This window comes from Streptomyces sp. NPDC052012, from assembly GCF_040689265.1.
Lineage (GTDB): Bacteria > Actinomycetota > Actinomycetes > Streptomycetales > Streptomycetaceae > Streptomyces.
On record NZ_JBFAXA010000002.1, the window covers coordinates 549,823 to 563,713 of the forward strand.

Sequence of the window (13,891 nt, forward strand, 5' to 3'; positions counted from 1 at the left end):
CCGAACGACACTCAACCCCTACGGCACTCCCGGGAACCGTCACCTCTCCAACAGCATCCTCTGAAGCTCCCGCGCAGCCCGAGGTGGAGCCACATCGCTTCGGTGAGCCAGGGCGATGGTGCGGTGCAAGCCCGGCCGCGCCAGCGGAGTGACCCGTAGCCCGCGCCCCGCCCGTGACGCCACCATCCGCGGCACCACGGCGATCCCCAGCCCTGCCCGCACAAACCCCAGCACCGCATCCATCTCACCCCCCTCCACCGCGAAATCCGGCTCGAATCCAGCGGAGCGACACGCCGCGACGGTCAGCTCCCGCAGGTCATAGCCGTGCCGGAACATCACCAGCCGCTCGCCCTCCAGCTCGGCGATCCCGACCGTACGCCGCCCGCGCCCCGGCTTGGGCGCGTCCGGGGAGGACACCACGACCAGGTCCTCTCGCAGCAGTTCCACCGTCGTCAGCGCCGGCGACGGCGTCGGCAGCGGCAGCACCACCAGCGCCAGGTCCAGCGCACCGCGCGCCAGCTCCCGCACCAGGTCGTGAGAACCGCCCTCCTCGATCAGCAGCCGGATGCCCGGATAGCGGTCGTGGAAGGCCCGCAGCACATCCGGCAGCAGACCCGTGCACAGACTCGGCGTCGCGCCCAGCCGCACCCGCCCGCTGCGCAGCTGCACCAGCTCCTGCACCTCGTGCCGGGCCGTGTCCGCGTCGGCCAGGATCCGCCGGGCCAGCGGCAGCAGCGCCTCGCCCGCGTCGGTCAGCGTGATGTTGCCCCGCGCCCTCAGGAACAGATCCGCGCCCAGCTCCCGCTCCAGCGCCTTGATCTGCTGCGACAGCGACGGCTGCGCCACATGCACCGCCTCGGCGGCCCGGGTGAAGTGCCGGGCCTCGGCGACCGCCACGAAGTACTGGAGCTGCTGGAACTGCATGCAGCCATCGTAGACCCGCGATAGAGAATCTCTATCGAAACGAGCTGCACCATGTCTTGGACCGATGGGCCCCCAGCCCCCTAGCGTCTTGTGCCATGGCTCTGGCAACGCGGACGGACCGACGGCCGTCCATGGCACGCACCGTGTGGGACTCGACCGTCGGCAAGAAGACCGTGATGGCGGTCAGCGGGCTGATCATGCTGCTGTACCTGGTCGTCCACATGATCGGGAATCTGAAGATCTTCTTCGGGGCCGGTGAGTTCAACCACTACGCGCACTGGCTGCGCACCGTCGGCGAGCCCTTCATGCACTACGAGTGGACCCTGTGGCTGGTCCGGATCGTCCTCGTCGTCGCCGTCGTCGCGCACGCCGTCTCCGCGTACCAGCTCAGCCGCCGCGACATCAAGGCACGCCCCCGCAAGTACGTGCACTCCAAGCCCCGGGCGAGCTATGCGACGCGCACCATGCGCTGGGGCGGGATCATCCTCGGCCTCTTCATCGTCTGGCACATCCTCGATCTGACCACCGGGCACGTGCACTCCGGAGGCTTCCAGTCCGGGCGGCCGTACGAGAATGTCGTGGACACGTTCTCCACCTGGTACGGCAACGTCATCTACATCGTCGCGATGCTCGCCGTCGGCCTGCACATCCGGCACGGCTTCTGGAGTGCCGCCCAGACCCTCGGCGCCGGCAGCCGCACCCGCGACCGGGCCCTCAAGGCCACTGCCAACGCCCTCGCGCTGCTGCTCACGGCCGGCTTCCTCGCCGTACCCGTGGCCGTCATGACCGGAGTGGTGAGCTGACATGACCGACTACGTGACCTACACGACGGGCGACCCGGTCGCCGACACCAAGGCCCCCGCCGGCCCGATCCACGAGCGCTGGGACCGGCGCCGCTTCGAGGCCAAGCTCGTCAACCCCGCCAACCGGCGCAAGCACACGGTGATCGTGGTGGGGACGGGCCTCGCGGGCGGCTCGGCCGGCGCGACCCTCGCCGAACAGGGCTACCGCGTCGTCCAGTTCTGCTACCAGGACTCCCCGCGTCGCGCCCACTCCATCGCCGCGCAGGGCGGCATCAACGCCGCCAAGAACTACCGCAACGACGGCGACTCGATCCACCGCCTGTTCTACGACACCGTCAAGGGCGGCGACTTCCGGGCCCGCGAATCGAACGTCCACCGCCTCGCGCAGATCTCCGTCGAGATCATCGACCAGTGCGTGGCGCAGGGCGTGCCCTTCGCCCGTGAGTACGGCGGTCTGCTCGACACCCGCTCCTTCGGCGGCGTGCAGGTGTCGCGGACCTTCTACGCCCGCGGCCAGACCGGGCAGCAGCTCCTCCTCGGTGCCTATCAGGCGCTCAGCCGGCAGATCGCGGCCGGCAACGTCGAGATGCACCCGCGGACCGAGATGCTCGACCTGATCGTCGTCGACGGGCGGGCGCGCGGCATCGTCGCGCGGGACCTGATCACCGGGAAGATCGACACGTACTTCGCCGACGCCGTCGTCCTGGCGAGCGGCGGCTACGGCAACGTCTTCTACCTGTCCACCAACGCCATGAACTCCAACGCGACCGCGATCTGGCGGGCGCACCGGCGCGGCGCGTACTTCGCCAACCCCTGCTTCACGCAGATCCACCCCACCTGCATCCCGCGCACCGGCGACCACCAGTCCAAGCTGACGCTGATGAGCGAGTCGCTGCGCAACGACGGCCGGATCTGGGTGCCGAAGGCGAAGGGCGACACCAGGCCGCCGCACCAGATCCCGGAGGACGAGCGCGACTACTACCTGGAGCGCATCTACCCGTCCTTCGGCAACCTCGTGCCGCGCGACATCGCCTCCCGCGCCGCCAAGAACGTCTGCGACGAGGGCAGTGGAGTGGGCCCCGGCGGCCAGGGCGTGTACCTGGACTTCGCGGACGCCATCAAGCGGATGGGCCGGGGGGCCGTCGAGGCCAAGTACGGCAATCTCTTCGACATGTACCAGCGGATCACCGACGAGGATCCGTACGAGGTGCCGATGCGGATCTACCCCGCCGTGCACTACACGATGGGCGGACTGTGGGTCGACTACGACCTGCAGACCAGCATCCCCGGCCTGTTCGCGATCGGCGAGGCCAACTTCTCCGACCACGGCGCGAACCGGCTCGGCGCCTCCGCCCTCATGCAGGGGCTGGCCGACGGCTACTTCGTGCTGCCGGCCACGATCAACGACTACCTGGCCCGCAACCCGCACCAGGACGAGGTGGACGCCGGCCACCCGGTGGTCCAGGAGGTGCTGGCCGAGACGGAGGACCGGCTGCACCTGCTGCTGTCCGTCGACGGCGACCGCACCCCCGACTCCTTCCACCGCGAACTCGGCGAGCTGATGTGGGAGTTCTGCGGTATGGCCCGCAGCGACTCCGGGCTGCGCAAGGCGCTGGAGCGCATCCCGCAGATCCGCGAGGAGTTCTGGCGGCGCATCAAGGTCCCGGGCACGGGCGAGGAGTTCAACCAGTCGCTGGAGAAGGCCAACCGCATCGTCGACTACCTGGAGCTCGCCGAGCTGATGTGCCTCGACGCGCTGCACCGCACGGAGTCCTGCGGCGGTCACTTCCGGGAGGAGTCCCAGACACCGGACGGGGAGGCGGCCCGCAAGGACGAGGAGTTCTCGTACGCGGCGGCCTGGGAGTTCACCGGCACGGGCTCCGCCCCCGTCCTGCACAAGGAAGACCTGGTCTTCGAGTACGTCCACCCCACCCAGCGGAGCTACGCATGAAGCTCACCCTGCGCGTCTGGCGGCAGAAGAACGCCGACGCCGACGGCGCCATGTCCACGTACGAGGTGGACGGCATCTCGCCCGACATGTCGTTCCTGGAGATGCTCGACACGCTCAACGAGGACCTCATCCTGCGCGGTGAGGAGCCGGTCGCCTTCGACCACGACTGCCGCGAGGGCATCTGCGGCGCGTGCTCCCTCGTCATCAACGGCGACGCGCACGGGCCCGAGCGGACCACCACGTGCCAGCTGCACATGCGGTCCTTCAAGGACGGCGACACGATCGACATCGAGCCGTGGAGGGCGTCGGCCTTCCCGGTGATCAAGGACCTGGTGGTGGACCGGTCCGCCTTCGACCGGATCATCCAGGCCGGCGGGTACATCACGGCACCGACCGGATCCGCGCCGGAGGCGCATGCCACGCCGGTGCCCAAGCCGGACGCCGACTTCGCGTTCGAGCACGCGGAGTGCATCGGGTGCGGGGCGTGTGTGGCGGCCTGTCCCAACGGGGCGGCGATGCTGTTCACGTCGGCGAAGGTCAATCACCTGAACGTGCTGCCGCAAGGTGCGCCCGAGCGGGAGACCCGGGTGCTGGACATGGTGGCGCAGATGGACGAGGAGGGGTTCGGGGGGTGCACGCTCACGGGTGAGTGTGCGACCGCTTGTCCCAAGGGGATTCCGCTCATGTCCATCACCAGCATGAACAAGGAGTGGCTGCGGGCTACACGGAAGGTTTCGAAGCGGTAGCGCCGTAGGAGACGTTCGCCGAGACGTGCGGACGGGCGGGGCCGGGAGTGGTGCTCCTCCCGGCCCCGTCTGGTATTCAGCAAGCCCACACCCGCGCTCCCCGCGCAGGTCACGTACGCGCCAACCGGTGTCGGAAGAAACAGGGGTGTCCCCAGCTCCCCGTTCCGGCGCGTGACCAGGAGAGTGCCATGACCGGCGTACTGACTGCCGCCCCCACCCGCTATACCGTCGGCCTCGCTCGTGACGAAGAGGACGTGCGGGCCGCGCAGCGGCTGCGGCACGACGTGTTCGCCGGGGAGATGGGCGCCCTGCTGTCCGGCCCGCAGCCCGGACTCGACGTCGACCCCTTCGACGCGTACTGCGACCACCTGCTCGTGCGCGAGGAGGCCGGCGGGCAGGTCGTCGGAACCTACCGGCTGCTGCCGCCGGAGCGTGCCGCGGTCGCCGGACGGCTGTACGCGGAGGGCGAGTTCGACCTCGCGTCGCTCGACCGCGTCCGCCCCGGCCTGGTCGAGGTCGGCCGGTCCTGCGTGCATCCCGACCACCGTGACGGCGCCGTCATCGGGCTGATCTGGGCGGGCATAGCCCGGTACATGACCGACCGCGGCCACGAGTGGCTGGCCGGCTGCTGCTCGATCCCGCTCGCCGACGGCGGTGCCCTCGCCGCCGCCACCTGGGACCGGGTGCGGGACAAGCACCTCGCGCCCGAGGAGTACCGCGTCCGCCCGCTGCTGCCGTGGATCCCGCCCGCCACGGCGCCGGCCGGCCACACCGACCTCCCGGCGCTCCTGCGCGGCTACCTCCGCCTCGGCGCCTGGGTGTGCGGAGAGCCCGCGCACGACGTGGACTTCGGGGTCGCCGACCTCTATGTGCTGCTGCCGATGAGCCGGGTCAACCCGCGCTATCTGCGGCACTTCCTCTCCCTCGTGCCCGCCCGATGAGCGTCTGGCTGCCCGGTGCGCCCTGCACGCCGCGGGGCTGTGTGGAGCACACCGCCGCGGCGGTGGCCGTGCCGCGGGCGGTGCTGCGGCTCGCGGGGGTCGCCGCGCTGGTGCTCGCCGCGGTCGTGCTGGTGCCGTTCGGGCGGTGGGTCCCGGCCGGCGCGGTGCGGCGGTGGTGCCGGTGGGTCGTGCGGGCCGCCGGGGTCCGGGTCCGTGTCACCGGTGCCGCCGCGCCCACGGGTGGGCTGCTGCTCGTCGCCAACCACATCTCCTGGCTCGACGTACCGCTGCTCGCCGCGGTCCGTCCGGCCCGCATGCTGGCCAAGGCGGAGATACGGCGCTGGCCCGTGGCGGGGCCGCTGGCAGCCGGCGGCGGTGCGCTGTTCATCGACCGGGACCGGCTGCGCGCCCTGCCGGACACGGTCGCCCGGGTCGCCCGAGCGCTCGAACAGGGCGCGGCGGTCGGCGTGTTCCCCGAGGGCAGCACTTGGTGCGGACGAGCCCAGGGGACCTTCCGGCGGGCCGTCTTCCAGGCCGCCCTGGACGCGGGTGTCCCGGTCCAGCCGGTCCGCATCCGCTACCGCACCGACCGCGGGGCCCCGGCCACCGCCCCCGCCTTCGTCGGCGACGACACCCTGCTCGCCTCCCTGTGGCGGGTGGCCTCGGCCCGCCGGCTGTCCGCGGACGTGGAGGTGCTGCCCCCGATCCCGCCGGGCCGCCACACCGACCGCCGCGCCCTGGCCGCGGCCGCACAGCCGCAGGAGTTCACGGGCGGGCCGCGGCACCCTCGAGGCCGGTGATCCGGGCCAGCCGCCGGTAGGAGTCGAGCAGGGCCTCGCGGTCGTAGGTGCTGGTGGTGACCAGGACCTCCTGGGCCGCCGTCTCCTTCAGCAGCGTCTCCAGCTCGTGAGCCACCTGCTCCTCGGTGCCGGCGATGTGACCGTCGAGCCCGGACACGTAGAAGCCGCGCTCCTTCTCGGACATCGGCAGCCCCTCCACCCGCTCGGCGGGCGGCAGCGGCGGGAACGTGCCGTGGGTGCGGGAGTACGCCATCGACCAGGCCTCCGGGACCAGCAGCCGCCGCGCCTCCTCGGCGGTGGCGGCCACGGCGATCGTGCCGGAGATCACGACGTACGGCTCGCTCGCCCAGAACGAGGGGCGGAAGTGGGTGCGGTAGTGGTCGATGCCGCGCAGCATCCGGTCCCGGCCGCGCAGATCGCCGATGACCATCGGCAGCCCGGCGCGGGCGGCGATCGTGGCGCCCTCGCCCATGGCCAGCACGAACGGCGGGACGGTCAGGCCCTCGGCCGGGCGGGCGTGCACCCCGGTGGGGGAGGTGCCGCGGAACCAGCCGAGCAGCTCGTCGAGCTGGGCGGCGAAGTCCTGCGCGTCGTCCTTGTCGCGCCCCAGCGCCTTGCGCACGCCGTCCGTGAAGCCGACCGAGCGGCCCAGACCCATGTCGATCCGCCCGGGGAACAGGGACTCCAGCACGCCGAACTGCTCGGCGACCACCAGCGGTCGGTGATTGGGCAGCATCACCCCGCCCGTGCCGACGCGGATCGAGCGGGTCGCGCCCGCGACCGCCGCGGCCAGCACCGTCGGCGCGGAACCGGCGACCCCGGGCACGCCGTGGTGTTCGGAGACCCAGAACCGGTGATAGCCGAGCCGCTCCACCTCCCGCGCCAGCCGCACCGTGTCCCGCAGCGCCTCGGGCCCGGTGTGGCCCTCACGGGTGCGGGAACGGTCGAGGACGGAGAAGCGGGCCGAGGTGGTCAGGGAGCTCATGCATGGTTCAACAACGGCGCGGCGGAAGGATTCCTCGCGGCGCGCCCCCTTCCGGGCTTCCTGTCTAGGCTGGGCCGTGTGACCGATCGCAGCAGACGGCCGCTGGCCGTGTTCGACCTGGACAACACGCTCGCCGACACCGCGCACCGGCAGAGGTTCCTGGAGCGCAGGCCGCGCGACTGGGACGCCTTCTTCGCCGCGGCGCCGCAGGACCCACCGCTCGCGGAGGGTGTCGCCATGGTGCGGGAGAGCGCCCGGGAGTGCGAGGTCGTCTACCTCACGGGGCGCCCCGAGCGCTGCCGCCGGGACACCCTGGACTGGCTGGAGGCCCACGGTCTGCCCGAGGGCACCGTCCACATGCGCGGCGACGCCGACCGCCGGCCCGCCCGGTACACCAAGCTGGCGATCCTGCGCCGCCTCGCCCGCACGCGGGACGTCCGGGTGCTCGTGGACGACGACGAGCTGGTCTGCGAGGACGCCCGGCGCGCGGGCTTCACGGTCGTCCAGGCGCGCTGGGCGACCCCCTCGGGGGAGCTCAAGGCGGCCCAGGAACGCGAGGGCCGCACCTAGTCCCGCACCGGCCGCACCTGGTCCCGCACCGACCGCACCTGGTCCCGCACCCGGTGACCCGGTGCGCTCACTCCGTGGCCTCCAGGCGGAAGCCGACCTTGAGGCCCACCTGCCAGTGCGCGATCCGGCCGTCCTCGATCTGGCCGCGCACCTGGGTCACCTCGAACCAGTCCAGGTTGCGCAGCGTCTGCGAGGCACGCTCGACGCCGTTGCGGACGGCCTGGTCGACGCCGTCGGGCGAGGTGCCGACGATCTCCGTGACCCGGTAGATGTGGTTCGACATACGGGTGCTCCTCTCCCTGTGTCACGCGTCACTCCACCGTGCCCCAAGCTGTGGTGGAGCGCGAGACGTCGGCTCCGTATGCCCTACGGCCCTTGACCTTCCGTATTGGTCCATACCAAGATGCGGACACCCGTACGAGCTCCCGCTCGCCCCCCACGTCGGGCCCCGCACCCCTGTCCGTCAGACAGAAACAGGACCCCGCGTGAGACGTCGACTGCTCGCCCTCGTCTGTGTGTCCGCCGCTTGGCTCACCGGCTGCGGCATGGTGCCCGGCGGCGACGGAGCCGAACGGCGCACCGTCACCGTGTGGCTGATGCGGCACAGCGCCTCCCAGGACTTCCTCGACCGCTTCACCGAGGACTTCGAACGCGCCAACCCTGGCCTCGAGCTCGACATCCGCATCCAGGAATGGACCGGCATCGGCGAGAAGGTCCAGACGGCGCTGGACACCGACAGCGCGGACGCCCCCGACGTCATCGAGGTCGGCAACACACAGGTCGCCCAGTACGCCGAGGGCCACGATCTGCTCGAACTCACCCTGGAGGCCCTGCGCGACTGGGACCCGGACAACGACTGGCTGCCCGGCCTCGCCGAACCGGGCAAGTGGGGTTCCAGCCAGTACGGCATCCCCTGGTACGCGGCCAACCGGGTCGTCATCTACCGCAAGGATCTCTTCCGGCAGGCCGGGATCACCGCGCCGCCCAAGACCCAGGCGGAGTGGCTCACGGTCACCGAGAAGCTCAACACCGGCGGAACCCAGGGGATCTACCTGGCCGGTCAGGACTGGTACACGCTCGCCGGGTTCATCTGGGAGGCGGGCGGCGAACTCGCCGAGGAGCGCGGTGGCGTCTGGCGGGGCACGCTGGACTCCGAGGAGGCGCTGCGCGGCATGGACTTCTACCGCCGGCTGCAGGCCCTCGGCGAGGGACCGGTCGACGCCGACGAGGAACACCCGCCGCAGGCAGGCGTGTTCGCCGAGGGCGCCGTCGCCCAGATCGTGGCCGTGCCGGGGCTGACCCGGGCCATCCTGCAGCAGAACCCGGACCTGGAGGGCAAGCTGGGCTACTTCCCCGTGCCCGGCGCCACCGCCGACGAGCCCGGCGCCGTCTTCACCGGCGGCTCCGACCTCGTCGTCCCGGCGAACACCGACGTCAAGGACGCCGCCGTCGAGGTCGTCGCCGCACTCGCCGGCGAGAAGTGGAACACCGAACTGGCCCGCACCATGAACTACGTGCCCAACAAGACCACGCTCGCCGACGCCGTGGCCGGGCAGGAGGCCGTCGCGGCCATGGCGGCCGGAGCCGCACAGGGCCGCGCGACTCCCATCACGCCCAACTGGGGCGCCGTCGAGGCGGACAACCCGATCAAGGAGTACATGACCAAGGTGCTCACCGGGGCCGACCCGGCCACGGAGGCCGAGCGCGCCTCCCGCCGGATCACCGCGGCCCTGGACGTGGACGCGCAGTGACCGACGGGCGCCGCCGTCAGCGCACCGTGCTCAGCGACAGGGCGAAGCGGCCTTCCCGGTCCGTCCACCAGCGGGACAACTCCAGCCCCGCGGCGGCCAGTTCCTCGCGCACACCCGCCTCACGGAACTTCGCCGAGACCTCGGTGCGCAGCTCCTCGCCCGCCGCGAAGTCGACGGCGAGATCCAGCGCGGGCACCTTCACCGTCTGCGCGCCGCGCGAGCGCAGCCGCATCTCGATCCACTCCCGCTCGGCGTCCCACAGGGCGACGTGCTCGAAGCCGGCCGGATCGAAGTCGGCGCCCAGCTCCCGGTTGATGACGGTCAGCACGTTCTTGTTGAACGCGGCCGTCACCCCGGCGCTGTCGTCGTAGGCCCGGACCAGCACCTGCTCGTCCTTGACCAGATCGGTGCCGAGCAGCAGGCAGTCGCCAGGGGCGAGCAGCGCGCGCACGGAGGCCAGGAACGCGGCCCGCTCGGCGGGCAGCAGATTGCCGATGGTGCCGCCGAGGAACGCCACCAGCCGCGGCCCCGGAGTGTCCGGCAGCGTCAGACTGCCGGTGAAGTCGGCGATCAGCGCGTGCACCCGCAGCCCCGGCCGCTCGGCCGCGAGCGCCTCGCCGGCCTGGGTGAGGGCGCTCTCGCTGACGTCGACGGGGACATAGCTGTGCAGCCCGGTGAGGGCGTCGATCAGATAACGCGTCTTCTCCGAGGAGCCGGAGCCCAGTTCGACCAGGGTGCGGGCGCCGGCCGCCGCGGCGATCTCGCCCGCGCGGGCGAACAGGATCTCGCGCTCGGCCCGCGTGGGGTAGTACTCGGGCAGTTCGGTGATCTTCTCGAACAGGTCGCTGCCGTGGGCGTCGTAGAACCACTTCGGCGGCAGTGTCTTGGGCGTGCTCGTCAGGCCGTGGCGGACATCGGCGCGCAGGGCGGCGCCGGTGGCGTCCTCGGGCAGCGTGCGGGTGATGCGGAACGGACTCACGTACGGGGCTCCTTCGATGACGCGGCTCGGGCGGGGCCCGGAGCGGGGGAGGGCGCCGAGGCGTCGGTCGGCTCCTTGAGCGGGGTGAGCAGCACCTCGGTGCGGCTTGCCGTGAGCAGGGTGCGGTCGGGGACCTCCCGCCAGTGCGGGTCGTCGTCGGAGGGCTCGGAGGCCACGACGGTGCCGCCGCCGGGCCGGGCCAGGTACCACAGTGTGTCGCCCCAGGCGGTCGCCGTGACCGTGTCGCCGTCGGTGAGCAGCAGGTTCAGCCGGGAGCCGGGCGCCGCCCCGGCGACCTCCGTCACCGTGTCGGCCAGCGCCTGGCCCCCCTCGTCGCCGGCGCGCAGCCGGGCCAGCACCAGCGCCCAGACGAACGCCGAGTCGTTGCGGGCCTCCAGCGACAGCAGCTCCTCGGCCGGCAGCGTGGACACCAGCGGCGTGCAGGCGCGCGGCCAGCCGGTGACGGCCCCGTTGTGGCTGAACAGCCAGGTCCCCGCGGCGAACGGCGCCGCGGCGGCCTCCGCGTCCGCGCCCGACAGGGTCGCGTCCCGCACGGCGGCGAGCATCGCCCGCGTGCGCACCACCCGGGCGAGGTCGGCGAACGACAGGTCGGCCCAGATCGGACCCGCACGCCGGTACCGGGCCGGCACCGGATCGCCCGGCGCGTACCAGCCCACGCCGAAGCCGTCGGCGTTGACCGTGCCGTACCGCTGCCGCCGCGGCGCCCACGACTGGCGGTACAGCCCGTGCGGCGGCTCCACCAGCAACCGCCCGAGCGGCTCCTCCGGTCCCACGTACGCAAGGTGACGGCACATCAGACGTCCGCCGAGCGGGCCGTGCGGAACCCGGAGAAGATCTGCCGCCGGATCGGCAGGTCCCAGTTGCGGAACGTGCCCCGGCAGGCCACCGGGTCCACAGCGAACGAACCACCGCGCAGCACCTTGTAGTCGGAGCCGAAGAACACCTCCGAGTACTCCTTGTACGGGAACGCCCGGAACCCCGGGTACGGCAGGAAGTCGCTCGACGTCCACTCCCACACGTCACCGATCAACTGCCGCACCCCGAGCGGAGACTCACCGGCCGGGTAGCTCCCGGCGGGCGCCGGACGCAGATGCCGCTGGCCGAGGTTGGCGTGCTCCGGGCCCGGATCGTCGTCTCCCCACGGGTAGCGCATCGAGCGGTCGCCGGCCGGGTCGTACCGCGCGGCCTTCTCCCACTCGGCCTCGGTGGGCAGCCGGCGCCCCGCCCAGCGGGCGTAGGCGTCCGCCTCGTACCAGCACACGTGCAGCACCGGCTCGTCGGGCGGTACGGCCTCGGTGACGCCGAAGCGGCGCCGCAGCCACTGACCGCCGTCACGGCGCCAGAACAGCGGCGCGGTGAGGGAGTTCCGGCGGATGTGCGCCCAGCCCGCCGCGGTCCACCAGCGGGGGTCGTCGTAGCCGCCGTCCTCGATGAACGCCAGGTAGGCGGAGTTCGTCACCGGGGTGGTGTCGATCCAGAACGGCGGCACCTCACGCCGGTGCGCGGGCCGTTCGTTGTCCAGCGCCCACGGCTCGGCCGAGGTGCCCATGGTGAACGGTCCGCCCGGGACGAGGACCTCGGACGGGCCGGTGAACAGCGGCACCGGCTCCGGATCGGGCGCCGTCAGCGCCCGCGGGCCCTTGCGGAGCTGGTGGGTGATCAGCATCGTCTCGTCGTGCTGCTGCTCGTGCTGGGCGATCATCCCGAAGGCGAAACCGGCCTCCGTCAGCCGGGTGCCGTCGAACGCGGTGCGCTCCAGGACGTCCAGTGCCCGGCCGCGCACGTCGGCGGCGTACCGGCGGGCCTCGTCGGGGGCCAGCAGCGGCAGCTTCGGGCGTTCGGCGCGCGGATGCTCGAAGGCGTCGTAGAGGCTGTCGATCTCGGGCCGTATCGCCTCCTGGCCGGCGACCGCCCGCAGCAGCCACTGCTCCTCCTGGTTGCCGATGTGCGCCAGGTCCCACACCAGCGGGGACATCAGGGGCGAGTGCTGCGCGGTCAGATCGGGCTCGTCGACGCAGCCGGTCAGCAGCGTGGTGCGGTCGCGTGCGGTGATCAGCGAGGTGACCGCGCGCTCGCGCAGGGTCTCGGCGTCGAGGGCGAGGTCGGTCATGAGTGCATGTCCTTCCCGTACGGGGGCTTCCCGGCGTGGAATGCGTCGAGCAGGTCGTCGGCGGGACAGCGTCCCCGAGCGACGTGGCGGTCCTCGTACGCCGCCACGGCGTCCACGACCTCCCGGGCGGCGCCGAGCCGGGGCAGAGCGTCCAGCGCGGCGGCGAAACACACGGTGGCGATCTCGCGCAGCTCCGGGTCGGCGAGGCCGATCCGGGCCGCGTCGCGCCACAGCGGATTGTGCGGCGCCGGTCTGCCGAGGGTCCGCTCGGCCAGGGGCTTCACCGCCCGGTAGGCGGTCTCGGCGGCCTGCGGGTCGTCGAACAGCGCCGCCGTCACGGCCAGCGGCACGATCCAGCCGTCGTCGCCCGGCTGCGCGTCGATCATCCGCAGTTCCAGATGCCCGCGCGGCCGGACCGGCGGGAACAGGGTCGTGACGTGGTAGTCGAGGTCCTCCCGGGTCGGTGGGCGGGGCTCCTTGGTCCTGGTCCACTCCCGGAAGGTCATCCCCTCCGGCACGTCCCACGGCCCGCCGTCCTGCCGTATGCACATCACCGGCGCGTCCAGCACATGCCGCGCCCAGGCGCCGCGCGGGTCGGCGTCCAGCACAGGGCCGCCCGCGCGGCCGGTGCCGATCTGCGCCCAGCGCAGCTGCCGGGTGGACAGCCAGCCGGTCGGCCGGTGGCCGGCCAGCGGGGAGTTGGCGAACACGGCCACCAGGACCGCGCCGAGCCGGTGCGCCAGCCACCAGCGCCGCACATGGCCCAGCGGGCCGGGCTCCTCGTACCCGGCGTCCACACAGACCTGGACCGAGGCGGAGGTGCACATCATGGCGCGGCCGGCGGGGCCGCCCCGGTCGAGGCAGGCCTCCATGGCGTCGTAGCGAGGTTCGCGCAGATAGCGGCGGGGCGAGTGCCAGGGGTCGTGGCCGAGGCCGACCAGACGCAGACCGTCCTCGCGCAGTACCGCGCGGACGGCGTCGAGGTCGGCGGAGACGGTGTCCACGCACTCCGTCAGCGAACCGGCGGGCGGCGAGCTCAGCTCCAGCTGGCCGCCGGGTTCGACGGTGAGTGCCGACTTCAGGGGCACGGTCCGCAGTGCGGCGTAGACCGCTTCGAGTCGTTCGGGTGTGACGGGGAGCTGCGGGCCGCGCAGCTCGTGGACGAGCCATTCCACCTCGACTCCGAGGCGGCGGGGCGGTCCGGTCTTGAAGCAGATGCCGCGGACCAGGGCATCCACCTCGGCTTCGGTGACGGCGGTGGGCGGCTCGATACAGCCACCTGCCGATTCGGACATGTCGGGATCCTCCTG

At 72.3% G+C, this 13,891-nt stretch carries 14 protein-coding genes; 7 read left to right on the forward strand and 7 right to left on the reverse strand.

All coding sequences use genetic code 11. The annotated features are described in order from the left end of the window. Positions 1-39: 39 nt before the first annotated feature. Positions 40-924 carry a LysR substrate-binding domain-containing protein gene (locus AB0412_RS06045; RefSeq protein WP_366401260.1) on the reverse strand — a complete coding sequence of 295 codons (885 nt, stop codon included), beginning with the start codon at positions 922-924 and terminating at the stop codon, positions 40-42. A 131-nt stretch (positions 925-1,055) separates the two neighbouring features. Here AB0412_RS06045 and AB0412_RS06050 point away from each other — a divergent pair, with 131 nt between their 5' ends. From AB0412_RS06050 to AB0412_RS06070, 5 genes are all read left to right on the forward strand, one after another. Continuing rightward, complete coding sequence (locus tag AB0412_RS06050) at positions 1,056-1,727, forward strand: succinate dehydrogenase (RefSeq protein WP_366401261.1); 672 nt, start codon at positions 1,056-1,058, stop codon at positions 1,725-1,727. Position 1,728: 1 nt separating this feature from the next. Next, positions 1,729-3,678 carry a fumarate reductase/succinate dehydrogenase flavoprotein subunit gene (locus AB0412_RS06055; protein ID WP_366401262.1) on the forward strand — a complete coding sequence of 650 codons (1,950 nt, stop codon included), beginning with the start codon at positions 1,729-1,731 and terminating at the stop codon, positions 3,676-3,678. Then, a complete protein-coding gene (locus tag AB0412_RS06060) occupies positions 3,675-4,424 on the forward strand; it encodes a succinate dehydrogenase/fumarate reductase iron-sulfur subunit (protein WP_366401263.1) in 750 nt (249 codons plus the stop codon). The genes AB0412_RS06055 and AB0412_RS06060 overlap by 4 nt, the downstream gene beginning before the upstream one ends. Before the next feature lie 188 nt (positions 4,425-4,612). Continuing rightward, positions 4,613-5,365: a GNAT family N-acyltransferase gene (locus tag AB0412_RS06065; RefSeq protein WP_366401264.1), complete on the forward strand. Its 753-nt coding sequence runs from the start codon at positions 4,613-4,615 to the stop codon at positions 5,363-5,365. Then, positions 5,362-6,165, forward strand: coding sequence for a lysophospholipid acyltransferase family protein (locus AB0412_RS06070; RefSeq protein WP_366401265.1), 804 nt, complete (start codon positions 5,362-5,364; stop codon positions 6,163-6,165). Before AB0412_RS06065 ends, AB0412_RS06070 begins: the two co-directional genes overlap by 4 nt. On the opposite strand, the gene AB0412_RS06075 is transcribed toward AB0412_RS06070, so the two are convergent. Further along, complete coding sequence (locus AB0412_RS06075; protein ID WP_366401266.1) at positions 6,131-7,150, reverse strand: LLM class flavin-dependent oxidoreductase; 1,020 nt, start codon at positions 7,148-7,150, stop codon at positions 6,131-6,133. The two genes, AB0412_RS06070 and AB0412_RS06075, sit on opposite strands and share 35 nt — an antisense overlap. A 78-nt stretch (positions 7,151-7,228) precedes the next feature. Here AB0412_RS06075 and AB0412_RS06080 point away from each other — a divergent pair, with 78 nt between their 5' ends. Then, entirely contained in the window at positions 7,229-7,720 is a 492-nt protein-coding gene (locus AB0412_RS06080; RefSeq protein WP_366401267.1) for a hypothetical protein, read from the forward strand. 67 nt (positions 7,721-7,787) lie between these two features. Here the strand turns inward: AB0412_RS06080 and AB0412_RS06085 are convergent, their stop codons facing one another. Beyond that, entirely contained in the window at positions 7,788-8,003 is a 216-nt protein-coding gene (locus tag AB0412_RS06085; RefSeq protein WP_366401268.1) for a dodecin, read from the reverse strand. A 202-nt stretch (positions 8,004-8,205) separates the two neighbouring features. Between AB0412_RS06085 and AB0412_RS06090 the strand changes: the two genes are divergently transcribed. Then, on the forward strand, positions 8,206-9,471 hold the full coding sequence (locus AB0412_RS06090; protein WP_366401269.1) for an extracellular solute-binding protein: 1,266 nt from the start codon (positions 8,206-8,208) through the stop codon (positions 9,469-9,471). A 16-nt stretch (positions 9,472-9,487) separates the two neighbouring features. Here AB0412_RS06090 and egtD read toward each other — a convergent pair whose 3' ends face one another. Genes egtD through egtA form a run of 4 tightly spaced genes read right to left on the reverse strand, consistent with a single transcriptional unit; the run spans position 9,488 to position 13,876 of the window. Further along, the gene (gene egtD / locus AB0412_RS06095; protein ID WP_366401270.1) at positions 9,488-10,450 is read right to left on the reverse strand and encodes an L-histidine N(alpha)-methyltransferase; all 963 of its coding nucleotides are present in this window, start codon (positions 10,448-10,450) and stop codon (positions 9,488-9,490) included. After that, entirely contained in the window at positions 10,447-11,265 is an 819-nt protein-coding gene (egtC, locus tag AB0412_RS06100; protein ID WP_366401271.1) for an ergothioneine biosynthesis protein EgtC, read from the reverse strand. The genes egtD and egtC overlap by 4 nt, the downstream gene beginning before the upstream one ends. Beyond that, positions 11,265-12,581: an ergothioneine biosynthesis protein EgtB gene (gene egtB, locus AB0412_RS06105; protein WP_366401272.1), complete on the reverse strand. Its 1,317-nt coding sequence runs from the start codon at positions 12,579-12,581 to the stop codon at positions 11,265-11,267. Before egtB ends, egtC begins: the two co-directional genes overlap by 1 nt. Further along, on the reverse strand, positions 12,578-13,876 hold the full coding sequence (gene egtA / locus AB0412_RS06110; protein ID WP_366401273.1) for an ergothioneine biosynthesis glutamate--cysteine ligase EgtA: 1,299 nt from the start codon (positions 13,874-13,876) through the stop codon (positions 12,578-12,580). The genes egtB and egtA overlap by 4 nt, the downstream gene beginning before the upstream one ends. Between the last annotated feature and the right edge of the window lie 15 nt (positions 13,877-13,891).